Source organism: Bacillus sp. FSL R9-9497, from assembly GCF_038005805.1.
In the GTDB taxonomy this organism is placed as follows: domain Bacteria; phylum Bacillota; class Bacilli; order Bacillales; family Bacillaceae_G; genus Bacillus_A; species Bacillus_A cereus.
Window position 1 is genome coordinate 85001 of record NZ_JBBOTY010000001.1, and the last position, 24413, is coordinate 109413.

A 24413-nucleotide genomic window follows, 5' to 3' on the forward strand; every position below is an offset into this window, starting at 1 on the left:
GTCCGCTCAGGGTTAGTCAGGACCTAAGCCGAGGCCGACAGGCGTAGGCGATGGACAACAGGTTGATATTCCTGTACCACCTCTTTATCGTTTGAGCAATGGAGGGACGCAGAAGGATAGAAGAAGCGTGCGATTGGTTGTGCACGTCCAAGCAGTTAGGCTGATAAGTAGGCAAATCCGCTTATCGTGAAGGCTGAGCTGTGATGGGGAAGCTCCTTATGGAGCGAAGTCTTTGATTCCCCGCTGCCAAGAAAAGCTTCTAGCGAGATAAAAGGTGCCTGTACCGCAAACCGACACAGGTAGGCGAGGAGAGAATCCTAAGGTGTGCGAGAGAACTCTGGTTAAGGAACTCGGCAAAATGACCCCGTAACTTCGGGAGAAGGGGTGCTTTCTTAACGGAAAGCCGCAGTGAATAGGCCCAAGCGACTGTTTAGCAAAAACACAGCTCTCTGCGAAGCCGTAAGGCGAAGTATAGGGGGTGACACCTGCCCGGTGCTGGAAGGTTAAGGAGAGGGGTTAGCGTAAGCGAAGCTCTGAACTGAAGCCCCAGTAAACGGCGGCCGTAACTATAACGGTCCTAAGGTAGCGAAATTCCTTGTCGGGTAAGTTCCGACCCGCACGAAAGGTGTAACGATTTGGGCACTGTCTCAACCAGAGACTCGGTGAAATTATAGTACCTGTGAAGATGCAGGTTACCCGCGACAGGACGGAAAGACCCCGTGGAGCTTTACTGTAGCCTGATATTGAATTTTGGTACAGTTTGTACAGGATAGGCGGGAGCCATTGAAACCGGAGCGCTAGCTTCGGTGGAGGCGCTGGTGGGATACCGCCCTGACTGTATTGAAATTCTAACCTACGGGTCTTATCGACCCGGGAGACAGTGTCAGGTGGGCAGTTTGACTGGGGCGGTCGCCTCCTAAAGTGTAACGGAGGCGCCCAAAGGTTCCCTCAGAATGGTTGGAAATCATTCGTAGAGTGCAAAGGCATAAGGGAGCTTGACTGCGAGACCTACAAGTCGAGCAGGGACGAAAGTCGGGCTTAGTGATCCGGTGGTTCCGCATGGAAGGGCCATCGCTCAACGGATAAAAGCTACCCCGGGGATAACAGGCTTATCTCCCCCAAGAGTCCACATCGACGGGGAGGTTTGGCACCTCGATGTCGGCTCATCGCATCCTGGGGCTGTAGTCGGTCCCAAGGGTTGGGCTGTTCGCCCATTAAAGCGGTACGCGAGCTGGGTTCAGAACGTCGTGAGACAGTTCGGTCCCTATCCGTCGTGGGCGTAGGAAATTTGAGAGGAGCTGTCCTTAGTACGAGAGGACCGGGATGGACGCACCGCTGGTGTACCAGTTGTTCTGCCAAGGGCATAGCTGGGTAGCTATGTGCGGAAGGGATAAGTGCTGAAAGCATCTAAGCATGAAGCCCCCCTCAAGATGAGATTTCCCATAGCGTAAGCTAGTAAGATCCCTGAAAGATGATCAGGTTGATAGGTTCGAGGTGGAAGCATGGTGACATGTGGAGCTGACGAATACTAATAGATCGAGGACTTAACCATATAATATGAAGCAATGTTATCTAGTTTTGAAAGAATATAAAAAACTTGTTGACTTTAAAAGTTAAATAAGTTAAAATGATTCTTGTCTTAAATGAATACAGTCTGGTAATGATGGCAGAGAGGTCACACCCGTTCCCATACCGAACACGGAAGTTAAGCTCTCTAGCGCCGATGGTAGTTGGGACCTTGTCCCTGTGAGAGTAGGACGTTGCCAGGCAAAATGGAGGATTAGCTCAGCTGGGAGAGCACCTGCCTTACAAGCAGGGGGTCGGCGGTTCGATCCCGTCATCCTCCACCATTTAGCCGACTTAGCTCAATTGGTAGAGCAACTGACTTGTAATCAGTAGGTTGGGGGTTCAAGTCCTCTAGTCGGCACCAGTTTTTATTGTAAGAGCCATTAGCTCAGTTGGTAGAGCATCTGACTTTTAATCAGAGGGTCGAAGGTTCGAGTCCTTCATGGCTCACCATTTTAATTAATATGCGGGTGTGGCGGAATTGGCAGACGCACTAGACTTAGGATCTAGCGCCTTTGGCGTGGGGGTTCGACTCCCTTCACCCGCACTTTTAATAAAATATCTCAAACATGTCTTGCGGAAGTAGTTCAGTGGTAGAATACAACCTTGCCAAGGTTGGGGTCGCGGGTTCGAATCCCGTCTTCCGCTCCAATTTTCAATATGACATGCCGGGGTGGCGGAACAGGCAGACGCACAGGACTTAAAATCCTGCGGTGGGTGACCACCGTGCGGGTTCGACCCCCGCCCTCGGCACCATATGCGCCCGTAGCTCAATTGGATAGAGCGTTTGACTACGGATCAAGAGGTTAGGGGTTCGACTCCTCTCGGGCGCGTTTTCTTTCGGGAAGTGGCTCAGCTTGGTAGAGCACCTGGTTTGGGACCAGGGGGTCGCAGGTTCAAATCCTGTCTTCCCGATACTTGTTTGGGGCCTTAGCTCAGCTGGGAGAGCGCCTGCCTTGCACGCAGGAGGTCAGCGGTTCGATCCCGCTAGGCTCCACCATTAGTTCTTTGAAAACTGAACGAAACAAACAACGTGAAACGTCAATTTTTATTTTAGATGCTAGACAAACTAACTTTATTGGAGAGTTTGATCCTGGCTCAGGATGAACGCTGGCGGCGTGCCTAATACATGCAAGTCGAGCGAATGGATTAAGAGCTTGCTCTTATGAAGTTAGCGGCGGACGGGTGAGTAACACGTGGGTAACCTGCCCATAAGACTGGGATAACTCCGGGAAACCGGGGCTAATACCGGATAACATTTTGAACTGCATGGTTCGAAATTGAAAGGCGGCTTCGGCTGTCACTTATGGATGGACCCGCGTCGCATTAGCTAGTTGGTGAGGTAACGGCTCACCAAGGCAACGATGCGTAGCCGACCTGAGAGGGTGATCGGCCACACTGGGACTGAGACACGGCCCAGACTCCTACGGGAGGCAGCAGTAGGGAATCTTCCGCAATGGACGAAAGTCTGACGGAGCAACGCCGCGTGAGTGATGAAGGCTTTCGGGTCGTAAAACTCTGTTGTTAGGGAAGAACAAGTGCTAGTTGAATAAGCTGGCACCTTGACGGTACCTAACCAGAAAGCCACGGCTAACTACGTGCCAGCAGCCGCGGTAATACGTAGGTGGCAAGCGTTATCCGGAATTATTGGGCGTAAAGCGCGCGCAGGTGGTTTCTTAAGTCTGATGTGAAAGCCCACGGCTCAACCGTGGAGGGTCATTGGAAACTGGGAGACTTGAGTGCAGAAGAGGAAAGTGGAATTCCATGTGTAGCGGTGAAATGCGTAGAGATATGGAGGAACACCAGTGGCGAAGGCGACTTTCTGGTCTGTAACTGACACTGAGGCGCGAAAGCGTGGGGAGCAAACAGGATTAGATACCCTGGTAGTCCACGCCGTAAACGATGAGTGCTAAGTGTTAGAGGGTTTCCGCCCTTTAGTGCTGAAGTTAACGCATTAAGCACTCCGCCTGGGGAGTACGGCCGCAAGGCTGAAACTCAAAGGAATTGACGGGGGCCCGCACAAGCGGTGGAGCATGTGGTTTAATTCGAAGCAACGCGAAGAACCTTACCAGGTCTTGACATCCTCTGAAAACCCTAGAGATAGGGCTTCTCCTTCGGGAGCAGAGTGACAGGTGGTGCATGGTTGTCGTCAGCTCGTGTCGTGAGATGTTGGGTTAAGTCCCGCAACGAGCGCAACCCTTGATCTTAGTTGCCATCATTAAGTTGGGCACTCTAAGGTGACTGCCGGTGACAAACCGGAGGAAGGTGGGGATGACGTCAAATCATCATGCCCCTTATGACCTGGGCTACACACGTGCTACAATGGACGGTACAAAGAGCTGCAAGACCGCGAGGTGGAGCTAATCTCATAAAACCGTTCTCAGTTCGGATTGTAGGCTGCAACTCGCCTACATGAAGCTGGAATCGCTAGTAATCGCGGATCAGCATGCCGCGGTGAATACGTTCCCGGGCCTTGTACACACCGCCCGTCACACCACGAGAGTTTGTAACACCCGAAGTCGGTGGGGTAACCTTTTTGGAGCCAGCCGCCTAAGGTGGGACAGATGATTGGGGTGAAGTCGTAACAAGGTAGCCGTATCGGAAGGTGCGGCTGGATCACCTCCTTTCTATGGAGAATTGATGAACGCTGTTCATCAATATAAGTTTCCGTGTTTCGTTTTGTTCAGTTTTGAGAGAACTATCTCTCAAATATAAATGTATGTTCTTTGAAAACTAGATAACAGTGTAGCTCATATTTTTTAATTTTAGTTTGGTTAAGTTAGAAAGGGCGCACGGTGGATGCCTTGACACTAGGAGTCGATGAAGGACGGGACTAACGCCGATATGCTTCGGGGAGCTGTAAGTAAGCTTTGATCCGAAGATTTCCGAATGGGGAAACCCACCATACGTAATGGTATGGTATCCTTATCTGAATACATAGGGTAAGGAAGACAGACCCAGGGAACTGAAACATCTAAGTACCTGGAGGAAGAGAAAGCAAATGCGATTTCCTGAGTAGCGGCGAGCGAAACGGAACATAGCCCAAACCAAGAGGCTTGCCTCTTGGGGTTGTAGGACATTCTATACGGAGTTACAAAGGAACGAGGTAGACGAAGCGACCTGGAAAGGTCCGTCGTAGAGGGTAACAACCCCGTAGTCGAAACTTCGTTCTCTCTTGAATGTATCCTGAGTACGGCGGAACACGTGAAATTCCGTCGGAATCTGGGAGGACCATCTCCCAAGGCTAAATACTCCCTAGTGATCGATAGTGAACCAGTACCGTGAGGGAAAGGTGAAAAGCACCCCGGAAGGGGAGTGAAAGAGATCCTGAAACCGTGTGCCTACAAATAGTCAGAGCCCGTTAACGGGTGATGGCGTGCCTTTTGTAGAATGAACCGGCGAGTTACGATCCCGTGCGAGGTTAAGCTGAAGAGGCGGAGCCGCAGCGAAAGCGAGTCTGAATAGGGCGTTTAGTACGTGGTCGTAGACCCGAAACCAGGTGATCTACCCATGTCCAGGGTGAAGTTCAGGTAACACTGAATGGAGGCCCGAACCCACGCACGTTGAAAAGTGCGGGGATGAGGTGTGGGTAGCGGAGAAATTCCAATCGAACCTGGAGATAGCTGGTTCTCCCCGAAATAGCTTTAGGGCTAGCCTTAAGTGTAAGAGTCTTGGAGGTAGAGCACTGATTGGACTAGGGGTCCTCATCGGATTACCGAATTCAGTCAAACTCCGAATGCCAATGACTTATCCTTAGGAGTCAGACTGCGAGTGATAAGATCCGTAGTCAAAAGGGAAACAGCCCAGACCGCCAGCTAAGGTCCCAAAGTGTGTATTAAGTGGAAAAGGATGTGGAGTTGCTTAGACAACTAGGATGTTGGCTTAGAAGCAGCCACCATTTAAAGAGTGCGTAATAGCTCACTAGTCGAGTGACTCTGCGCCGAAAATGTACCGGGGCTAAATACACCACCGAAGCTGCGGATTGATACCGAATGGTATCAGTGGTAGGGGAGCGTTCTAAGGACAGTGAAGTCAGACCGTAAGGACTGGTGGAGTGCTTAGAAGTGAGAATGCCGGTATGAGTAGCGAAAGACGGGTGAGAATCCCGTCCACCGAATGCCTAAGGTTTCCTGAGGAAGGCTCGTCCGCTCAGGGTTAGTCAGGACCTAAGCCGAGGCCGACAGGCGTAGGCGATGGACAACAGGTTGATATTCCTGTACCACCTCTTTATCGTTTGAGCAATGGAGGGACGCAGAAGGATAGAAGAAGCGTGCGATTGGTTGTGCACGTCCAAGCAGTTAGGCTGATAAGTAGGCAAATCCGCTTATCGTAAAGGCTGAGCTGTGATGGGGAAGCTCCTTATGGAGCGAAGTCTTTGATTCCCCGCTGCCAAGAAAAGCTTCTAGCGAGATAAAAGGTGCCTGTACCGCAAACCGACACAGGTAGGCGAGGAGAGAATCCTAAGGTGTGCGAGAGAACTCTGGTTAAGGAACTCGGCAAAATGACCCCGTAACTTCGGGAGAAGGGGTGCTTTCTTAACGGAAAGCCGCAGTGAATAGGCCCAAGCGACTGTTTAGCAAAAACACAGCTCTCTGCGAAGCCGTAAGGCGAAGTATAGGGGGTGACACCTGCCCGGTGCTGGAAGGTTAAGGAGAGGGGTTAGCGTAAGCGAAGCTCTGAACTGAAGCCCCAGTAAACGGCGGCCGTAACTATAACGGTCCTAAGGTAGCGAAATTCCTTGTCGGGTAAGTTCCGACCCGCACGAAAGGTGTAACGATTTGGGCACTGTCTCAACCAGAGACTCGGTGAAATTATAGTACCTGTGAAGATGCAGGTTACCCGCGACAGGACGGAAAGACCCCGTGGAGCTTTACTGTAGCCTGATATTGAATTTTGGTACAGTTTGTACAGGATAGGCGGGAGCCATTGAAACCGGAGCGCTAGCTTCGGTGGAGGCGCTGGTGGGATACCGCCCTGACTGTATTGAAATTCTAACCTACGGGTCTTATCGACCCGGGAGACAGTGTCAGGTGGGCAGTTTGACTGGGGCGGTCGCCTCCTAAAGTGTAACGGAGGCGCCCAAAGGTTCCCTCAGAATGGTTGGAAATCATTCGTAGAGTGCAAAGGCATAAGGGAGCTTGACTGCGAGACCTACAAGTCGAGCAGGGACGAAAGTCGGGCTTAGTGATCCGGTGGTTCCGCATGGAAGGGCCATCGCTCAACGGATAAAAGCTACCCCGGGGATAACAGGCTTATCTCCCCCAAGAGTCCACATCGACGGGGAGGTTTGGCACCTCGATGTCGGCTCATCGCATCCTGGGGCTGTAGTCGGTCCCAAGGGTTGGGCTGTTCGCCCATTAAAGCGGTACGCGAGCTGGGTTCAGAACGTCGTGAGACAGTTCGGTCCCTATCCGTCGTGGGCGTAGGAAATTTGAGAGGAGCTGTCCTTAGTACGAGAGGACCGGGATGGACGCACCGCTGGTGTACCAGTTGTTCTGCCAAGGGCATAGCTGGGTAGCTATGTGCGGAAGGGATAAGTGCTGAAAGCATCTAAGCATGAAGCCCCCCTCAAGATGAGATTTCCCATAGCGTAAGCTAGTAAGATCCCTGAAAGATGATCAGGTTGATAGGTTCGAGGTGGAAGCATGGTGACATGTGGAGCTGACGAATACTAATAGATCGAGGACTTAACCATATAATATGTAGCAAATGTTATCTAGTTTTGAAGGAATATGCCTTCAATAGTTTGGTGATGATGGCAGAGAGGTCACACCCGTTCCCATACCGAACACGGAAGTTAAGCTCTCTAGCGCCGATGGTAGTTGGGACCTTGTCCCTGTGAGAGTAGGACGTCGCCAAGCAACTAAACACGAGTCAAATGACTCGTGTTTTTTCGTGTTTTCTTTTATAATCCATAGTAATTAAAAAAATGTGCTTAAATAATTACCATGTTGATTAAATACAGGGGAATGTGGCTAGGATAGTGAATAAGCAAAAGAGTTGCAAATTTTATTAATACGTATATAATTAAAGTCAAAGATAGTCAAAGTCAATAAAGGTGGCGGATAAATGAGAAATATATCTGATATCATTGAGCAATATCTAAAGCAAGTTATTGACTTAAGTAATAATAATGTGATTGAAATCAAAAGAAATGAGATTGCGGATCGATTCGAGTGCGTACCATCTCAAATCAATTATGTAATCAATACCCGTTTTACATTAGAAAGAGGATTTATAGTAGAAAGTAAACGTGGTGGTGGAGGTTACATTCGCATTATAAAAGTCAAACTGCATGATGATATAGACATTATTGATCAAATGCTTCATATGATTGATCATAGCGTTGCACAAGGGAATGCAGAGAGTATGATTATACGTTTATTAGAAGAGGGAATTATAACAGGCCGTGAAGCAAAACTAATGTTAAGTGTACTAGATCGTTCTGTATTATCAATGGATATTCCTTCTCGAGATGAACTTAGGGCTCGAATATTATGCGCAATGTTAAGAACACTGAAATATAAATAAATACAGCTTTTGTAAAAGAATGATAATTAAGATAGGGCAGTTAAATATTGTAGAAGTTTTGAAAAAGAGCATGTACTTTTATCTAAATGGATTAAGGAAAGAGGACAATCTAGTAATGTATGAAAAGTATCATGAGGTAGATCGTTCCTATTTTAAAGGTGGGGATATTGATGACTTGTCAAAACTGTAATATAAGACCAGCAACTTTACATTATACAAAAGTAATCAACGAGAAGAAGGCGGAAGTTCATCTTTGTGAGCAATGTGCGGAGCAAAGTGGCTATACGTCTTTCTTTCAATCATCACAGTCTAACTTTTCATTTCATGATGTATTTGCTGGTTTATTACACGGTGAATCAACAATGTTTGGAGAAGAAAAAAACGGGTTTTCAAATACAAATACAGTAAGATGTCCAGATTGTAAGATGACATATGAACATTTTACAAAAGTGGGACGCTTTGGTTGTGCTTCTTGTTACGATACATTTAAAGGACACTTAAACCCATTGTTAAAGCGACTTCATGGTGGACATACAGAACATTGTGGAAAAATTCCGGAACGAATGGAAGGAAATATCCACTTAAAGAAAGAATTAGATGAACTAAAACTTATTCTGAAACAATATGTACAGAATGAGGAGTTTGAGAAAGCTGCTGAGGTAAGAGATGAAATTCGAGGGCTTGAAACTCAGCTTAGTGAGCATAGAGAGGGGGAGTAGTTCTATGTCACTGGACAAAATTATGAATGAAGCGATTAGTCCATGGATGAAGGGGGATGGCCCTGATTCTGATATTGTTTTAAGTAGTCGAATTCGTTTGGCTCGTAATTTTAAGCAATATCAATTTTCTACTATGCAAAACGAAGAGGAAGCTCAACAGGTTCAAGAATTATTTAAAAAGAAATTTATAAATAAATCGGTAGAGCCCTTTGGGAAGTTTGGATTATTAAAAATGAATGAATTAACGCCTCTTCAAAGGAGAGTTTTAGTCGAAAAGCATTTAATTAGTCCAAATCTCGCAGGGACCGAATATGGAGCATGTCTGTTATCAGAAAGCGAACACATTAGTGTGATGCTTAATGAGGAAGACCACATTAGGATTCAGTGCCTATTTCCAGGGCTACAGTTATCAAAGGCGCTTCAAAGCGCTAATCAAATAGATAATTGGATTGAGAAAGAGGTTGAATATGCTTTTGATGAATCACTTGGATATATTACGAGTTGTCCTACTAACGTTGGTACAGGATTAAGAGCTTCTGTAATGATTCATTTACCAGGGCTGGTTTTAACAAAAAGAATTAGCCGTATTATACAAGTAATTCAAAAATTAGGGTTAGTAGTAAGAGGAATATACGGTGAAGGTAGCGAAGCGTTAGGTAATATATTTCAAGTATCAAATCAAATGACGCTAGGGAAATCCGAAGTAGATATTATTGCAGATTTAAAGAGTGTCATGCAGCAAATTATACAACAAGAAAAATTGGCCAGAGAATTAATTGTACAAAATTCGAGTATTGAGCTTGAAGATAAGGTTTATCGTTCTTACGGTATACTAGCAAACAGTCGTTTAATTCAATCTGCAGAAGCGGCAACTTGCTTATCGGATGTACGACTTGGTATTGATCTAGGATATATAAAAGGTATATCGAGAAATATTTTGACTGAGCTAATGGTTCTTACGCAACCAGGTATTTTACAACAATACGCAGGAGGACCTTTAGGACCAGAAGAAAGAGATTATCGAAGAGCAACCTTAATCCGTGAGCGATTACGTATTGAAAAAAACTAAGCGCAAGTAGGAGGCGATTTCTATGATGTTTGGAAGATTTACAGAAAGAGCACAGAAAGTATTAGCTTTATCTCAAGAGGAAGCAATTCGCATTGGGCATAATAATATTGGAACAGAACATATTTTACTTGGGCTTGTACGCGAAGGTGAAGGAATTGCAGCAAAAGCGTTAATTGCTCTTGGATTGAGCCCGGAAAAAGTGCAAAAAGAGGTAGAAGCGTTAATTGGACGTGGAACAGAAGCTTCTCAAACTGTACATTATACACCTCGTGCTAAAAAAGTTATTGAATTGTCTATGGATGAAGCGCGTAAGCTAGGACATTCTTACGTTGGAACAGAACATATTTTACTTGGCTTAATCCGTGAAGGTGAAGGTGTAGCGGCACGTGTTTTAAATAATTTAGGCGTAAGCCTCAACAAAGCAAGACAACAAGTGTTACAACTTCTTGGAAGTAACGAAGCGAGTTCAGGTCACCAAGGTGGTTCATCGACAAATGCCAATACACCGACACTAGACAGTTTAGCGCGCGACTTAACAGTTGTTGCACGTGAGAATCGTTTGGATCCTGTTATTGGACGTAGTAAAGAAATTCAACGTGTAATTGAAGTGTTAAGCCGTAGAACAAAAAACAATCCAGTGTTAATTGGAGAGCCTGGTGTAGGTAAAACAGCAATTGCTGAAGGGTTAGCACAGCAAATCGTAAATAATGAAGTTCCTGAAACGTTAAGAGATAAGCGTGTTATGACACTAGATATGGGAACAGTGGTAGCTGGGACGAAATATCGTGGTGAGTTTGAAGATCGTTTAAAGAAAGTAATGGATGAAATACGTCAAGCAGGGAATATTATTCTATTTATTGATGAACTTCATACATTAATCGGTGCAGGTGGAGCAGAAGGTGCAATCGATGCATCAAATATTTTAAAACCATCTTTAGCACGCGGAGAATTACAATGTATTGGTGCGACAACTTTAGATGAGTATCGTAAATATATTGAAAAGGATGCAGCTTTAGAGAGACGTTTCCAGCCAATTCATGTTGATGAGCCGAGTCTAGAAGAATCAACTCAAATCTTGAAAGGTTTACGCGATCGTTATGAGGCGCATCACCGTGTGTCTATTACAGATGATGCAATTGATGCAGCTGTAAAACTTTCTGATCGTTATATTACGGATCGTTTCTTACCGGATAAAGCAATTGATTTAATTGATGAAGCTGCTTCAAAGGTTCGCTTACGCTCTTATACAACACCACCAAACTTAAAAGAGCTTGAAGTGAAGCTTGAGGAAATTCGAAAAGAAAAAGATGCGGCTGTACAAAGTCAAGAGTTTGAAAAGGCTGCTTCCTTACGTGATATGGAACAACGCTTACGTGAGAAATTGGAAGATACAAAGCGTCAGTGGAAAGAGCAACAAGGAAAAGAAAATTCAGAGGTTACGGTAGAAGATATTGCAAATGTCGTTTCTACATGGACACGTATCCCTGTTTCTAAACTTGCACAAACAGAGACTGATAAATTATTAAACTTAGAATCCATTCTTCATGATCGTGTCATCGGCCAGGATGAAGCGGTAGTGGCTGTAGCGAAAGCTGTTCGTCGTGCAAGAGCAGGACTAAAAGATCCGAAACGTCCAATTGGTTCATTTATTTTCTTAGGACCAACAGGTGTAGGTAAAACAGAATTAGCAAGAGCATTGGCAGAATCTATGTTCGGTGATGAGGATGCAATGATTCGCATTGATATGTCTGAGTATATGGAGAAACATTCAACTTCTCGCTTAGTTGGTTCTCCTCCAGGATATGTTGGGTATGAAGAAGGCGGACAATTAACAGAGAAGGTTCGTCGTAAGCCGTATTCAGTTGTCCTATTAGATGAAGTAGAGAAGGCGCATCCCGATGTATTTAATATTTTACTACAGGTATTGGAAGATGGTCGTTTAACTGATTCTAAAGGACGTACAGTTGACTTCCGTAATACGATTGTTATTATGACGTCTAACGTTGGTGCTGAGGCGTTAAAACGTAACAAACATCTTGGATTTAACGTACAAGATGAAAGCCGTGATTATTCGGATATGAAAGGTAAAGTAATGGATGAGCTGAAAAAGGCATTTCGTCCAGAATTCTTAAACCGTATTGATGAAATTATCGTATTCCATATGCTTGAGAAAAAACATATTCAAGAAATTGTGACTCTTATGGTAAATCAGTTAGTGAATCGCTTAAAAGAACAAGAAATTGAATTGCAATTAACAGAAGGGGCGATTGCAGCTATTGCTGATAAAGGGTTTGATCGTGAATATGGTGCTCGTCCACTACGTAGAGCAATTCAGAAGCATGTAGAAGATAGACTATCGGAAGAACTTTTAAAAGGTGCTATTGAGAAAGGGCAAAAAGTTATCTTTGATGTAGAAGGGGAAACATTTGTCATTCATAGTGCTGAAAAGGTAAAATAAGTATAGACAAACTAAGAGGGCTACGAGATAGCCCTCTTTCTTGTACGAGAAGGTCAAATGTTTATAGATGAAAGCGAAGTGAAATATAAAAAGATATGGCTAAAAAGAAAACAAAATTCACATGTCAAGAGTGTGGTTATCAATCACCAAAATATATGGGTAAATGTCCAGGGTGTGGTCAATGGAATTCGCTTGTTGAAGAGATGGAACCCGTTGTATCATCCAGACGCCTAAATTATGCAAATGCAATTCAAACAGAAGTAACAAAACCAAGACGTCTTACAGAAGTAGAAACAAAGTCTGAGGCACGTATTGAAACAAAATTTCAGGAGTTTAACCGTGTACTAGGTGGCGGAATTGTAGATGGATCTTTAGTACTTATTGGTGGGGACCCTGGGATTGGAAAATCAACGTTATTATTACAGATTTCCTCGCAATTAGCAGATGCTTCATATGATGTATTGTATATATCAGGTGAGGAGTCAGCAAAGCAGATTAAACTTCGTGCAGATCGTTTACATGTAAATGGTAGTAATCTATTTGTTGTATCAGAGACAGATTTACAGCGTATTGCAGCACATATTGAAGAGATGAATCCTGCTTTTGTTGTTATTGATTCTATTCAAACGATACATTTACCTGAAGTGACATCAGCTCCTGGTAGTGTGGCGCAAGTACGTGAATGTACAGCAGAATTAATGAAACTTGCAAAAACAAAGGGAATCCCAATTTTTATCGTAGGGCATGTGACAAAAGAAGGTGCAATTGCGGGACCGCGTATGCTAGAACATATGGTCGATGCAGTTCTTTACTTTGAAGGAGATCGACACCATACATATCGTATTTTACGAGCTGTAAAGAATCGTTTTGGTTCTACGAATGAAATGGGTATCTTTGAAATGAAAGAACTTGGCCTTGCAGAAGTCTTAAATCCTTCTGAAATTTTCCTTGAGGAAAGACCAGTTGGAGTTGCAGGTTCAACAGTAGTTGCCTCAATGGAAGGAACAAGACCAGTTTTAGTAGAAATACAGGCATTAATTTCCCCTACTAGTTTTGGAAATCCTCGAAGAATGGCGACAGGAATTGATCATAATCGTGTCTCGCTTATTATGGCGGTACTAGAGAAAAGAACAGGTTTACTATTACAAAATCAAGATGCGTATTTAAAAGTAGCTGGTGGTTTGAAATTAGATGAACCGGCAATTGATTTAGCTGTTGCCTTAAGTATAGCTTCAAGTTTTAGAGATAAATCTACGGCACCAACTGATGCGGTAATAGGAGAAGTTGGATTAACTGGAGAAATAAGAAGAGTATCAAGAATCGAACAACGTGTACAAGAAGCAGCTAAATTAGGATTTCAACGTGCTATCATTCCTAGAAAAAATTTAGGGGGGTGGACAATTCCAGAGGGGATTGAGGTTGTAGGTGTTTCTAATTTAGGAGAAGCGCTTCGTTTGACATTAGGAGGCTAGGCTATGGAAGAAAATAAGCAACGTGTCAAAAGTATAATTAATATTTTACAGCTCGTGGCCCCGGGAACACCACTGCGCGAAGGGATAGATAATGTACTTCGCGCACAAACAGGGGGACTAATTGTTCTTGGGTATAATGAGCAGATTAAAAGCATTGTTGATGGTGGTTTTCATATTAATTGCGCATTCTCTCCTGCTAGTTTATATGAATTAGCAAAAATGGATGGAGCACTTATTTTAAATGAAACTGGAAGTAAAATTTTAATTGCAAACGCACAGTTAGTTCCGGATTCATCTATTGATTCTATTGAAACAGGTATGCGTCACCGAACAGCAGAGCGTGTAGCAAAGCAGACGGGCAGCCTTGTTGTGGCCATTTCACAAAGACGTAATGTAATTACGCTATATCAAGGGAACTTACGTTATACATTAAAAGATATAGGTGTCATTTTAACGAAGGCAAATCAAGCAATTCAAACGCTAGAAAAATATAAGGCTGTATGGAATGACGGCATTACGAATTTGGGTATTCTAGAATTTGAAGAGGTCGTTACAATGTCCGAGGTGGTTCACGTTTTACATAGTGTTGAAATGGTGCTGCGTATAAAAAATGAAATATTGAGCTATATTCATGAGCTAGGAACAGAAGGTAGGTTAATTCGTTTACAGCTTACAGAATTACTAGCTGATTTAGAGGCAGAGGCAGCATTGTTAATTAAAGATTATCACCAGGAGAAAACACAAGACCATCATCAAATCTTGAAAAAGTTACAAGATCTTGCAAATACACAACTTTTAGAGGATAGTGATTTAGTTAAATTACTCGGGTATTCAGGACAAACAAGTTTAGAAGAAAGTGTGACACCTAGAGGATACCGAATCACAAGCAAGATTTCTCGTGTTCCGCCACTTATTATCGAAAATTTAATTAATCGATTTAAAACATTGCAAGGTGTTTGCCGAGCAACTATTAATGAATTGGATGATGTGGAAGGAATTGGAGAAGTGAGAGCGAAGAAAATACGAGAAGGTCTAAAAAGAATTCAAGAGCATCTCTATATGAGTAGACACAATTAAGAATATTACATTGATTCTATAATATAACGACACTAGAACATTTTTGGTATATGATATGATATATTGGTAAATAAAACTATTTACAAAAAAACACGTCCGCTTTTGCATTCGGCGTTTTGATTAGCGAAACAATGGTTAATAATGAGTAGGAGGTGGTTGGATGTTAAAACGGATTGTACAGCTCTTCTTTTTAGTGATCGGGGGAGCGTTAGGGATTTACTTAATCCCAAAAATTATTAATGTATTAGATATCGGTGCGGTTCCTTTGTTGGAAGGATCGTATGTTCGTGCAATTATTGGTGCAATTATTTTATTTTTAACAACATTTTGGCTTGTAGATTATATTGTTCAACTTATTAAGCATATTGAAGAGGCTCTTGTAAAGGCGCCTGTAGCAGATGTTTTATTTGGTACATTAGGATTAATCTCTGGTCTTATTGTTGCATATTTAATTTTGATACCAATTCGTGAATTTACAATTCCAGTTATTAGTACGGTGTTGCAAGTGTTCTTCACCCTTTTACTTGGATATTTAGGATTCCAAGTAGGATTTAAAAAGAGGAATGAATTGCTAGGATTATTTACATTACCCCAACGCGGAGGTAAGAAGAAAAACAATAGTGAGAATGAAGAGGTAGAGGTCGAAGCAGAAAAATCTACGACTCATTGGAAAATTCTCGATACGAGTGTAATTATTGATGGACGTATTGCAGATATTTGCCAAACAAAGTTTTTAGAAGGAACAATCGTCATTCCACAATTCGTATTAGAAGAGCTTCAGCATATTGCCGATTCTTCAGATGCTTTAAAGCGTAATCGTGGCCGCAGAGGACTAGACATTTTAAATCGTATTCAAAAGGAGATGCCAATTCCGGTAGAAATTTATGAAGGCGATTTCGATGATATCCAAGAAGTAGATAGCAAGCTTGTAAAGTTGGCAAAAATCACTGGTGGAACTGTAGTAACAAACGATTTCAATTTAAACAAAGTTTCTGAATTACAAGGGGTTACGGTGTTAAACATTAATGATTTAGCTAATGCGATTAAACCAGTCGTACTCCCTGGTGAAGAATTAAGTGTTTATGTTGTGAAAGATGGTAAAGAACAGAATCAAGGTGTTGCATACTTAGATGATGGTACGATGATTGTAGTAGAAGATGGTAGAGAGTATGTGGGTTCACAACTTGATGTACTTGTTACTAGCGTATTACAAACATCGGCTGGTCGTATGATTTTCGCAAAACGTAAATTGCTAGAAAAAGCATTATAAGTAGAGGATTATTAATATGTATACATTAATTATTCCGGCAGCGGGCCAAGGGAAACGAATGGGTGCTGGTAAAAATAAGTTATTTTTACTTATAGATGAAGTACCAATTATTGTGCACACATTGCGTGCTTTTGAAAAAGATAAAGCGTGCAAAAGTATTATTATGGCAATTAACGAAGAAGAACGCCCGTATTTTGAAGAGTTGGTGCAGAAGTACCAGATTGAAAAGCACGTACAATTTATTCAGGGTGGAGCCGAAAGACAAGATAGCGTATATAACGCACTTCAGTATGCGAGTGGTGTCGAATATGTTCTTGTTCATGACGGGGCGCGCCCGTTCGTAACGAATAAAGTGATTCGCGATGTATTAACTGCAGCAGAAAAATATGGAGCTTCCATTTGTGCAGTGCCAGTAAAAGATACTGTTAAGAAAGTAGAGCAGGGTGTTGTTGTAGAAACGGTAGAGCGGTCTCAACTTAACGCTGTACAAACACCACAAGGATTCTCTGTTTCTCTTTTGCTAGAAGCTCATAGAAGCGCAAAGCAAAGTTGTTTTCTTGGCACAGATGATGCAAGTCTCGTAGAACGCGTTGGGAAGCAAGTTGGTGTAGTGGAGGGGAGTTACTATAATATTAAAGTGACGACTCCGGAAGATCTACTAATTGCTGAAAGTTTCCTTCGTGTTCAGAAGAAATAAAGTTGATGATGTGTTAATAAAGAAAAGCTCGGCAACAGCCGGGCTTTTCTTTATAAGGATAGCGATATAATATAGAGTCATAAAGCTCAGTAGTTTAGCTTAAGGAGGAAGTAAGGATGTTTCGAATTGGACAAGGTTTTGATGTACATGAATTTGCGGAAGGGCGTCCGTTGATTATCGGTGGAATTACAATTCCACACGAGAAAGGATTAATCGGTCATTCAGATGCAGATGTATTGTTACATACGATTGCTGATGCATGTTTAGGTGCGATTGCAGCAGGAGATATCGGAAAGCATTTTCCTGATACAGACCCAGCTTTTAAAGATGCAGATTCAGCTGTATTGTTACAAAAAGTTTGGGAATTTGTGCGTGAACAAGGTTACGAGTTAGGAAATTTAGATTGTACAATTATTGCTCAAAAACCAAAAATGGCACCACATATTGAGAGCATGCGTAAGCGCATTAGTGAACTGTTAGAAACGTCTATCAATAACATTAATGTAAAGGCAACAACAACAGAAAAATTAGGATTTACAGGTAGAGAAGAAGGGATTGCTTCTCAAGCGGTTGTTTTATTACAGAAAAAATAATGGTTTTTAATTCGTAAGATGGATAATCACATTTTTTTGGTGTACAATTATAGAATGTGTTGACATTAAGAATGGAAGGTGTACCAATTATGGAAAAGCAAGTGAGAGTGCGCTACGCGCCAAGTCCAACAGGACACTTACATATCGGAAATGCGCGTACGGCATTATTTAATTATTTATTTGCTCGTCATTTAGATGGCAAATTTATTATTCGTATTGAAGATACTGATGTAAAACGTAACGTGGCTGGTGGAGAAGAAAGCCAATTAAAATACTTGAAATGGCTCGGTATGGACTGGGATGAAGGTGTTGATGTTGGTGGTGAATTTGGACCATATCGCCAAACAGAGCGTTTAGATATTTATAAAAAATTATATGAAGATTTATTAGAGCGTGGTCTAGCTTATAAATGTTACATGACAGAAGAAGAGCTAGAAGCAGAGCGTGAAGGACAAATCGCTCGCGGTGAAACACCTCGTTACGCAGGTAACCACCGTGAATTAACTGAAGAACAAGTGAAAGAATTTGAAGCTGAGGGACGTATTCCAAGTATTCGTTTCCGTGTACCAGCTGATCGTGACTACACATTCAAAGATATCGTAAAAGATGAAGTTGCGTTCCATTCAAATGATTTCGGTGATTTTGTTATTGTGAAAAAAGATGGAATTCCAACTTATAACTTTGCAGTAGCAGTAGATGATCATCTAATGGAAATTACACATGTACTTCGTGGTGATGATCATATTTCAAATACACCGAAACAAATGATGATTTATGAAGCTTTCGGCTGGGATATTCCACAATTCGGTCATATGACTCTAATTGTTAATGAAAGTCGTAAAAAGTTAAGTAAGCGTGATGAATCTATTATTCAATTTATTGAGCAATATAAAGAGCTTGGGTATCTTCCAGAAGCAATCTTTAACTTTATTGCACTACTAGGTTGGTCTCCGGTAGGAGAAGAAGAAATCTTCTCTAAAGATGAGTTTATCAAAATGTTCGATGCAGCTCGTTTATCAAAATCACCTGCATTATTTGATTCTCAAAAACTAAAATGGATGAACAACCAGTATATGAAAAAGCAAGATTTAGATACGGTTGTAGAGTTAAGCTTACCGCATTTAGTGAAAGCTGGACGTGTGGGAGAAACTTTAAGCGAACAAGACCAAGCTTGGATTCGTGATGTAATTGCTTTATACCATGAACAAATGAGTTTTGGAGCTGAAATTGTAGAGCTTTCTGAAATGTTCTTTAAAGATCATGTTGATTATGAAGAAGAAGGACAAGAAGTATTAAATGGTGAACAAGTACCTGAAGTACTTCGTGCATTTGCTGGTCAAATAGAAGCTCTAGAAGCAATGGAGCCAGCAGCAATTAAGGCAGCAATTAAAGCAGTTCAAAAGGAAACAGGACATAAAGGTAAAAATTTATTTATGCCAATCCGTGTTGCAACTACAGGACAAACGCATGGTCCAGAGCTTCCGAATGCTATTGCACTTCTTGGAAAAGAAAAAGTTTTAAATCGTCTTCAAAAAGTAATTGGTTAACATTTTCTAGATTTAGAAATATAATAAGTATACCTAAAATCTAATAAGGAAAAGCGACGAGAAGGAGAAGTAGAAAATCAGGCTTTTTACAGAGAGAACCACCTTTAGGCTGGGAGTGGTTTATAAGCGGATTTTTGAAATGCCCCTTCGAGTCTTCTGCTGAACAGCGAATTGCTTCGTGGGACGTCTTAGGCCGCAAAGTAAGCAGAAGCGGTGTACACCGTTATCATGGATGAGTTTGAGGCTTTTTTAAGCCTAAACAGAGTGGAACCGCGCTTAAAAGGCGTCTCTGTCAATATGACAGAGACGCCTTTTTTTTATACCGTGTAAATAGGTAGAGATATAGAATTTCTCCCCTTATATAAAGAATTAGGGGAGAAGTGATGAGTTAGGGGAGTTAGTTCGTTCGACAAAAAAGCAGCCCATAAAGGGGAGGGAACACCGATGTTTAAGAGGCTTCGGGAAGATATTGAAGTCGTTTTTGAACAGGATCCAGCGGCAAGAGGTTATTTCGAAGTCATTTTAACTTACTCTGGATTACATGCAGTTTGGGCCCATCGAATTGCACATGCTTTTTATAAAAGGAATTTTTTCTTTCTTGCACGTTTTGTTTCACAAGTGAGTCGCTTTTTTACTGGCATTGAGATCCATCCAGGAGCAACTATTGGTCGACGCTTTTTTATAGATCATGGAATGGGAGTTGTAATTGGAGAAACTTGTGAAATTGGTGATAATGTAACGATTTATCAAGGGGTTACATTAGGTGGTACAGGAAAAGAAAAAGGGAAGAGGCACCCAACAATTCAGGATAATGTATTAATTGCGACGGGTGCTAAAGTTCTTGGGTCTATTACTGTGGGAGAGAATTCTAAAATCGGAGCAGGGTCTGTCGTATTAAAAGAAGTTCCTGCACATTCTACAGTTGTAGGTATACCTGGCCGTGTCGTTATTCAAAATGGAGTAAAGATTGGTCAAGAATTAAATCACTCTGACCTTCCAGATCCGATTTTTGATAAATTAAAGGCTATGGAAGTAGAACTTGATAAATTGAAGAAACAATTGGAATTAAAGGTAGAAAGGAAGGATAAAAATGACTATTCACATTTATAATACGTTAACACGTCAAAAAGAAGAGTTTGTTCCATTAGAAGAAAATAAGGTAAAGATGTATGTATGCGGACCTACAGTTTATAACTACATTCATATTGGGAATGCAAGACCTCCTATGGTATTCGATACAGTGCGTCGTTATTTAGAATACAAAGGATACGATGTGCAATATGTATCTAACTTTACGGACGTAGATGATAAATTAATTAAAGCGGCAAATGAATTAGGTGAAGATGTACCAACGATTGCTGATCGTTTTGTTGAAGCGTACTTTGAAGATGTAACAGCACTAGGTTGCAAACATGCAACAGTTCATCCTCGTGTAACAGAAAATATGGATATCATTATTGAATTTATTCAAGAACTTGTGAATAAAGGGTATGCATATGAATCAGAGGGTGATGTGTACTTTAAGACGAAGGAATTCGAAGGTTACGGTAAATTATCACATCAACCAATCGCAGATTTACGTCACGGTGCTCGTATTGAGGTAGGGGAAAAGAAACAAGACCCTCTTGATTTTGCTTTATGGAAAGCTGCGAAAGAAGGAGAAATCTTCTGGGAAAGCCCTTGGGGGCAAGGACGTCCAGGATGGCATATTGAATGCTCAGCAATGGCGCGTAAGTACTTAGGGGATACAATTGACATTCATGCTGGTGGGCAAGATTTGGCGTTCCCGCATCATGAAAATGAAATTGCGCAGTCAGAGGCATTGACTGGAAAAACGTTTGCACGTTACTGGATGCATAATGGATATATTAATATTAACAATGAGAAGATGTCTAAATCGCTTGGTAACTTTATTTTAGTTCACGATATTATTAAGCAATACGACCCGCAGTTAATTAGATTCTTTATGTTATCAGTACACTATCGTCACCCGATTAACTTTAGTGAAGAGTTATTACAAAGTACGAATAATGGACTGGAAAGAATTAAAACAGCTTATGGAAACTTAAAGCATCGTATGGAGAGTAGTACGGATTTAACGGACCATAATGAGAAATGGTTAGCTGAAATAGAGAAATTCCAGACTGCATTTGAAGAGGCAATGAATGATGACTTTAACACTGCAAATGCAATTACCGAATTATACAACGTAGCAAATCATGCAAATCAATATTTACTTGAAGAGCATACATCTAAAGTTGTGATTGAAGCATACGTAAAACAACTGGAAACGTTATTTGATATTTTAGGATTAGAATTATCAAAAGAAGAATTACTGGATGAAGAAATTGAAGAGCTTATCCAAAAGCGCATTGAAGCTCGTAAAAATCGCGATTTCGCATTGTCTGATCAAATTCGTGACGATTTAAAAGAACGTAATATTATTTTAGAAGATACCGCTCAAGGTACAAGATGGAAAAGAGGATAAGGATGATTGATGCAAAGCAATTAAACAGCTTGGCGTTAGCGTATATGGGTGATGCGGTATATGAACAATATATCCGCTATCACCTCCTTCAAAAAGGAAAAGTTCGCCCTAATCAATTACATCGCTTAGGGACGAGCTTTGTTTCAGCAAAAGCACAGGCGAAAGTTGTTTATCATTTATTAGAGACGGCATTTTTGACAGAGGAAGAAGAGGCGGTATTAAGAAGAGGGCGTAATGCAAATTCAGGTACAGTTCCGAAAAATACGGATGTACAAACATATCGACATAGTACAGCCTTTGAAGCACTAATTGGTTATCATCATTTATTAAATAATCGTGAAAGATTAGACGAAATTGTATATAAGGCAATTGCAGTTTTAGAAGAAAAGGAAGGGGGCACATCATCATGACTAGTGAATATATTATCGGACGTAACCCTGTAATTGAAGCGTTAAGATCAGGGAGAGATATTAATAAAATTTGGATCGCAGAAGGTGCTGCCAAAGGACAAGTACAAATTGTACTAGCGTTAGCGAAAGAAAATAAGATTATTTTACAACATGCACCAAAGAAAAAGTTAGATCAATTAGTTGAGGGTAATCATCAAGGTGTAATTGCTCAAGTAGCTGCATATCAGTATGCAGAGTTAGAAGATTTATTCAAAGTGGCAGAAAAACGTAATGAAGATCCGTTCTTCTTGATTTTAGATGAGATTGAAGATCCGCATAACCTAGGTTCTATTATGCGTACTGCTGATGCAACAGGAGCTCATGGAATTATTATTCCGAAGAGAAGAGCTGTGGGACTTACAGCATCAGTTGCGAAAGCATCAACAGGAGCGATTGAATACATTCCTGTTGCGCGCGTAACAAACTTATCTCGTACAATTGATGAATTAAAAGAGCGTGGACTTTGGATTGCTGGTACAGATGCCAAAGGGAAAACGGATTACCGTAATTTAGATGGTACAATGCCGATTGGATTAGTAATTGGTAGTGAAGGAAAAGGTATGAGTCGTATTATTGGTGAAAAGTGTGATTTCTTAATCACTCTACCGATGGTTGGTAAAGTTACATCCTTAAATGCTTCAGTAGCCGCAAGTTTGTTAATGTATGAGGTATATCGTAAACGTCACGAAATTGGTAAATAAAAAATGAACGATATTTTAATCGTTGACGGTTACAACATTATCGGAGCTTGGGGAGATTTGAAGAAACTGCGGGATGTAGATTTACAATCATCAAGAGATGCGCTTATTGATAAGATGGCGGATTATCAAGGTTATACAGGCACAAAAGTGATGATAGTCTTTGATGCCTATACAGTCCATGGTATTGAAAAAAAGATGAAACAATCTCGTGTAGAAGTAATATTCACACGAAAGAATCAAACTGCAGACGAAAAGATAGAGCAACTTGCAATAGAGCTTAGAAATATAAATACACAAATATATGTTGCGACTTCTGATTATACAGAACAATGGGTTATATTTGGGCAAGGTGCCCTTCGAAAATCTGCGCGTGAATTAGAGTTGGAAGTACAAGCGATGGAACAACAAGTAAGAAGGCGTACAAAAGACGCGAAAGAACAGCAGCCTGCCATGCGAAAGATATTTAGTAAGGATATTACAGAAAAATTAGAAAAATTAAGAAGAGGAGAGCGTTGAAGCATTGACGCTCTTTATCTTTTTACTGTATAATATTGCTAAATAAATAGCGGTCGGAGGGATCAAGGTGGAAGCAGGCTTCGTAAGTATAGGCGACGTTACATTTCGTGATTTAGAGGATGAGGCAATCGTTGAGTTAGTTCGAAAAGGTAATACTGACGCTCTAGAATATTTAATTCACAAGTATAAGAACTTTGTTCGTGCGAAATCAAGATCTTACTTTTTAGTGGGTGCCGATCGAGAAGACATTGTTCAAGAAGGTATGATAGGGTTGTTTAAAGCAATTCGTGATTATAAAGAGGACAAGCTGTCTTCATTCAAAGCATTTGCTGAACTATGTATCACTCGACAAATTATTACCGCTATTAAAACGGCAACAAGACAAAAACATATTCCTTTAAATTCGTATGTGTCTTTAGATAAGCCGATTTACGATGAGGAATCTGATCGAACGTTATTGGATGTTATTTCTGAAGCGAAGGTGACTGATCCTGAAGAGATGATCATTAGCCAGGAAGAATATACAGACATAGAATCAAAAATATCTGAATTATTAAGCGATTTAGAAAGAAAAGTGCTTTCTTTATATTTAGATGGTCGTTCTTATCAAGAGATTTCAGAACAGTTAAACAGGCATGTGAAATCTATTGATAACGCTTTACAACGAGTAAAGAGGAAATTGGAACGATATATGGAAATGAGAGAAAGTACAACTTTAAATTCATAAGAAGTAACAAGTGCTGCAGGTGTAAAATAAATCACCTGTTTTCTTTTGTAGAGAGTACAAAATGCATGTCATTGACATTGTCTTTTATTGTATGATACATTTTTAGGGACATAATGTTACAAGGTTGGTGTAACTAATGAGGAAAAAAGTTGTACTCTCATGTGAAGAGTGTAAAAATCGAAACTACTCTACTATGAAAGATACGAGCTCAATAGAGCGACTTGAAATAAAAAAGTTTTGTAAAACATGCAATCAGCATACAGTTCACAAGGAAACAAAATAAATAATTGAAATAATACACTGGAGGTCCCGCAGATGCGTTTAACGAACTTTTTCGGCGATGTAGGTCGCGAAATGAAAAAAGTAAGTTGGCCTAAAAAAGATGAATTACTCCGCTCAACAGCGACTGTTGTTGCTACAGTTGTGTTCTTTGCGATTTTCTTCGCAGTAGTTGATATGGGCATTTCTTCTTTAATTCGGTTAATTCTTGGTTAATTCTTGAATAAGAAGCACTTATCCATGATATAATGTTA

Annotated in this window: 18 protein-coding genes, 9 tRNA genes, 5 rRNA genes and 1 other annotated feature (1 of these 33 cut by a window edge); all 32 genes read left to right on the plus strand. The window is 41.4% G+C overall.

All coding sequences use genetic code 11. The features are described from left to right. Positions 1-1552: ribosomal RNA gene (locus MKY21_RS00440) — 23S ribosomal RNA — on the plus strand (it extends 1371 nt beyond the left edge of the window). Between the two features lie 101 nt (positions 1553-1653). Continuing rightward, positions 1654-1769, plus strand: a 5S ribosomal RNA gene (gene rrf, locus MKY21_RS00445). Positions 1770-1774: 5 nt separating this feature from the next. Beyond that, positions 1775-1850: transfer RNA gene (locus MKY21_RS00450), tRNA-Val, on the plus strand. A gap of 4 nt (positions 1851-1854) precedes the next feature. Then, positions 1855-1930, plus strand: a tRNA-Thr gene (locus MKY21_RS00455). Positions 1931-1943: 13 nt separating this feature from the next. After that, a tRNA-Lys gene (locus MKY21_RS00460) sits at positions 1944-2019 on the plus strand. A 13-nt stretch (positions 2020-2032) separates the two neighbouring features. Further along, a tRNA-Leu gene (locus MKY21_RS00465) sits at positions 2033-2113 on the plus strand. A 29-nt stretch (positions 2114-2142) separates the two neighbouring features. Next, positions 2143-2217: transfer RNA gene (locus tag MKY21_RS00470), tRNA-Gly, on the plus strand. 16 nt (positions 2218-2233) lie between these two features. Further along, positions 2234-2322, plus strand: a tRNA-Leu gene (locus tag MKY21_RS00475). Between the two features lie 3 nt (positions 2323-2325). Next, a tRNA-Arg gene (locus MKY21_RS00480) sits at positions 2326-2399 on the plus strand. Between the two features lie 8 nt (positions 2400-2407). After that, a tRNA-Pro gene (locus tag MKY21_RS00485) sits at positions 2408-2481 on the plus strand. Positions 2482-2490: 9 nt separating this feature from the next. Next, positions 2491-2566: transfer RNA gene (locus MKY21_RS00490), tRNA-Ala, on the plus strand. Between the two features lie 75 nt (positions 2567-2641). Continuing rightward, positions 2642-4193: ribosomal RNA gene (locus MKY21_RS00495) — 16S ribosomal RNA — on the plus strand. A 145-nt stretch (positions 4194-4338) separates the two neighbouring features. Continuing rightward, a 23S ribosomal RNA gene (locus tag MKY21_RS00500) occupies positions 4339-7261 on the plus strand. 50 nt (positions 7262-7311) lie between these two features. Next, positions 7312-7427: ribosomal RNA gene (rrf, locus tag MKY21_RS00505) — 5S ribosomal RNA — on the plus strand. Together the 16S, 23S and 5S rRNA genes with 9 tRNA genes alongside form the textbook arrangement of a ribosomal RNA operon. A 208-nt stretch (positions 7428-7635) precedes the next feature. Next, positions 7636-8097, plus strand: coding sequence for a transcriptional regulator CtsR (ctsR, locus tag MKY21_RS00510; RefSeq protein ID WP_001244558.1), 462 nt, complete (start codon positions 7636-7638; stop codon positions 8095-8097). 170 nt (positions 8098-8267) lie between these two features. Next, positions 8268-8816: a UvrB/UvrC motif-containing protein gene (locus MKY21_RS00515; protein WP_000128397.1), complete on the plus strand. Its 549-nt coding sequence runs from the start codon at positions 8268-8270 to the stop codon at positions 8814-8816. 4 nt (positions 8817-8820) lie between these two features. Then, complete coding sequence (locus MKY21_RS00520; protein ID WP_000050843.1) at positions 8821-9885, plus strand: protein arginine kinase; 1065 nt, start codon at positions 8821-8823, stop codon at positions 9883-9885. 22 nt (positions 9886-9907) lie between these two features. Then, a complete protein-coding gene (gene clpC, locus MKY21_RS00525; protein ID WP_000971184.1) occupies positions 9908-12343 on the plus strand; it encodes an ATP-dependent protease ATP-binding subunit ClpC in 2436 nt (811 codons plus the stop codon). Positions 12344-12438: 95 nt separating this feature from the next. Beyond that, positions 12439-13815: a DNA repair protein RadA gene (radA, locus tag MKY21_RS00530; protein WP_001085202.1), complete on the plus strand. Its 1377-nt coding sequence runs from the start codon at positions 12439-12441 to the stop codon at positions 13813-13815. Between the two features lie 3 nt (positions 13816-13818). Then, on the plus strand, positions 13819-14892 hold the full coding sequence (disA, locus tag MKY21_RS00535) for a DNA integrity scanning diadenylate cyclase DisA (RefSeq protein WP_000392159.1): 1074 nt from the start codon (positions 13819-13821) through the stop codon (positions 14890-14892). Between the two features lie 160 nt (positions 14893-15052). Beyond that, positions 15053-16162, plus strand: a complete 1110-nt coding sequence (locus MKY21_RS00540) for a PIN/TRAM domain-containing protein (RefSeq protein ID WP_000919677.1) — start codon at positions 15053-15055, stop codon at positions 16160-16162. A 16-nt stretch (positions 16163-16178) separates the two neighbouring features. After that, on the plus strand, positions 16179-16859 hold the full coding sequence (gene ispD, locus MKY21_RS00545) for a 2-C-methyl-D-erythritol 4-phosphate cytidylyltransferase (RefSeq protein ID WP_000288288.1): 681 nt from the start codon (positions 16179-16181) through the stop codon (positions 16857-16859). Positions 16860-16975: 116 nt separating this feature from the next. Next, the gene (gene ispF / locus MKY21_RS00550) at positions 16976-17452 is read left to right on the plus strand and encodes a 2-C-methyl-D-erythritol 2,4-cyclodiphosphate synthase (RefSeq protein ID WP_000488388.1); all 477 of its coding nucleotides are present in this window, start codon (positions 16976-16978) and stop codon (positions 17450-17452) included. Between the two features lie 89 nt (positions 17453-17541). Beyond that, positions 17542-18999 (plus strand): glutamate--tRNA ligase, encoded by a 1458-nt coding sequence (gene gltX / locus MKY21_RS00555; RefSeq protein ID WP_000415143.1) that lies wholly within the window; start codon positions 17542-17544, stop codon positions 18997-18999. A 47-nt stretch (positions 19000-19046) separates the two neighbouring features. Beyond that, positions 19047-19293, plus strand: a binding site (T-box leader). A 150-nt stretch (positions 19294-19443) separates the two neighbouring features. Then, positions 19444-20109 (plus strand): serine O-acetyltransferase, encoded by a 666-nt coding sequence (gene cysE, locus MKY21_RS00560; protein ID WP_000476497.1) that lies wholly within the window; start codon positions 19444-19446, stop codon positions 20107-20109. Continuing rightward, entirely contained in the window at positions 20090-21487 is a 1398-nt protein-coding gene (cysS, locus tag MKY21_RS00565; RefSeq protein WP_000152276.1) for a cysteine--tRNA ligase, read from the plus strand. Before cysE ends, cysS begins: the two co-directional genes overlap by 20 nt. Positions 21488-21489: 2 nt before the next feature. Further along, positions 21490-21897, plus strand: coding sequence for a Mini-ribonuclease 3 (locus tag MKY21_RS00570; protein ID WP_000564261.1), 408 nt, complete (start codon positions 21490-21492; stop codon positions 21895-21897). Next, positions 21894-22637, plus strand: a complete 744-nt coding sequence (gene rlmB, locus MKY21_RS00575) for a 23S rRNA (guanosine(2251)-2'-O)-methyltransferase RlmB (protein WP_000200237.1) — start codon at positions 21894-21896, stop codon at positions 22635-22637. Before MKY21_RS00570 ends, rlmB begins: the two co-directional genes overlap by 4 nt. Before the next feature lie 3 nt (positions 22638-22640). Continuing rightward, a complete protein-coding gene (locus MKY21_RS00580; protein WP_000997885.1) occupies positions 22641-23153 on the plus strand; it encodes an NYN domain-containing protein in 513 nt (170 codons plus the stop codon). Between the two features lie 67 nt (positions 23154-23220). Then, positions 23221-23880, plus strand: coding sequence for an RNA polymerase sporulation sigma factor SigH (locus MKY21_RS00585; protein WP_000387193.1), 660 nt, complete (start codon positions 23221-23223; stop codon positions 23878-23880). A 136-nt stretch (positions 23881-24016) separates the two neighbouring features. After that, the gene (gene rpmG, locus MKY21_RS00590) at positions 24017-24163 is read left to right on the plus strand and encodes a 50S ribosomal protein L33 (RefSeq protein WP_014481927.1); all 147 of its coding nucleotides are present in this window, start codon (positions 24017-24019) and stop codon (positions 24161-24163) included. 32 nt (positions 24164-24195) lie between these two features. After that, positions 24196-24375: a preprotein translocase subunit SecE gene (secE, locus tag MKY21_RS00595; protein WP_001241323.1), complete on the plus strand. Its 180-nt coding sequence runs from the start codon at positions 24196-24198 to the stop codon at positions 24373-24375. The last annotated feature ends 38 nt before the right edge of the window (positions 24376-24413 follow it).

Bases quoted from the DNA above. Each gene is read 5' to 3' on its own strand.
- cysE (WP_000476497.1), top strand. From the start codon at position 19,444: ATGTTTAAGAGGCTTCGGGAAGATATTGAAGTCGTTTTTGAACAGGAT.
- MKY21_RS00580 (WP_000997885.1), top strand. From the start codon at position 22,641: ATGAACGATATTTTAATCGTTGACGGTTACAACATTATCGGAGCTTGG.
- MKY21_RS00570 (WP_000564261.1), top strand. From the start codon at position 21,490: ATGATTGATGCAAAGCAATTAAACAGCTTGGCGTTAGCGTATATGGGT.
- gltX (WP_000415143.1), top strand. From the start codon at position 17,542: ATGGAAAAGCAAGTGAGAGTGCGCTACGCGCCAAGTCCAACAGGACAC.
- MKY21_RS00540 (WP_000919677.1), top strand. From the start codon at position 15,053: ATGTTAAAACGGATTGTACAGCTCTTCTTTTTAGTGATCGGGGGAGCG.
- radA (WP_001085202.1), top strand. From the start codon at position 12,439: ATGGCTAAAAAGAAAACAAAATTCACATGTCAAGAGTGTGGTTATCAA.
- MKY21_RS00515 (WP_000128397.1), top strand. From the start codon at position 8,268: ATGACTTGTCAAAACTGTAATATAAGACCAGCAACTTTACATTATACA.
- rpmG (WP_014481927.1), top strand. From the start codon at position 24,017: ATGAGGAAAAAAGTTGTACTCTCATGTGAAGAGTGTAAAAATCGAAAC.
- clpC (WP_000971184.1), top strand. From the start codon at position 9,908: ATGATGTTTGGAAGATTTACAGAAAGAGCACAGAAAGTATTAGCTTTA.
- ispD (WP_000288288.1), top strand. From the start codon at position 16,179: ATGTATACATTAATTATTCCGGCAGCGGGCCAAGGGAAACGAATGGGT.
- disA (WP_000392159.1), top strand. From the start codon at position 13,819: ATGGAAGAAAATAAGCAACGTGTCAAAAGTATAATTAATATTTTACAG.
- ispF (WP_000488388.1), top strand. From the start codon at position 16,976: ATGTTTCGAATTGGACAAGGTTTTGATGTACATGAATTTGCGGAAGGG.
- MKY21_RS00520 (WP_000050843.1), top strand. From the start codon at position 8,821: ATGTCACTGGACAAAATTATGAATGAAGCGATTAGTCCATGGATGAAG.
- ctsR (WP_001244558.1), top strand. From the start codon at position 7,636: ATGAGAAATATATCTGATATCATTGAGCAATATCTAAAGCAAGTTATT.
- rlmB (WP_000200237.1), top strand. From the start codon at position 21,894: ATGACTAGTGAATATATTATCGGACGTAACCCTGTAATTGAAGCGTTA.
- cysS (WP_000152276.1), top strand. From the start codon at position 20,090: ATGACTATTCACATTTATAATACGTTAACACGTCAAAAAGAAGAGTTT.
- secE (WP_001241323.1), top strand. From the start codon at position 24,196: ATGCGTTTAACGAACTTTTTCGGCGATGTAGGTCGCGAAATGAAAAAA.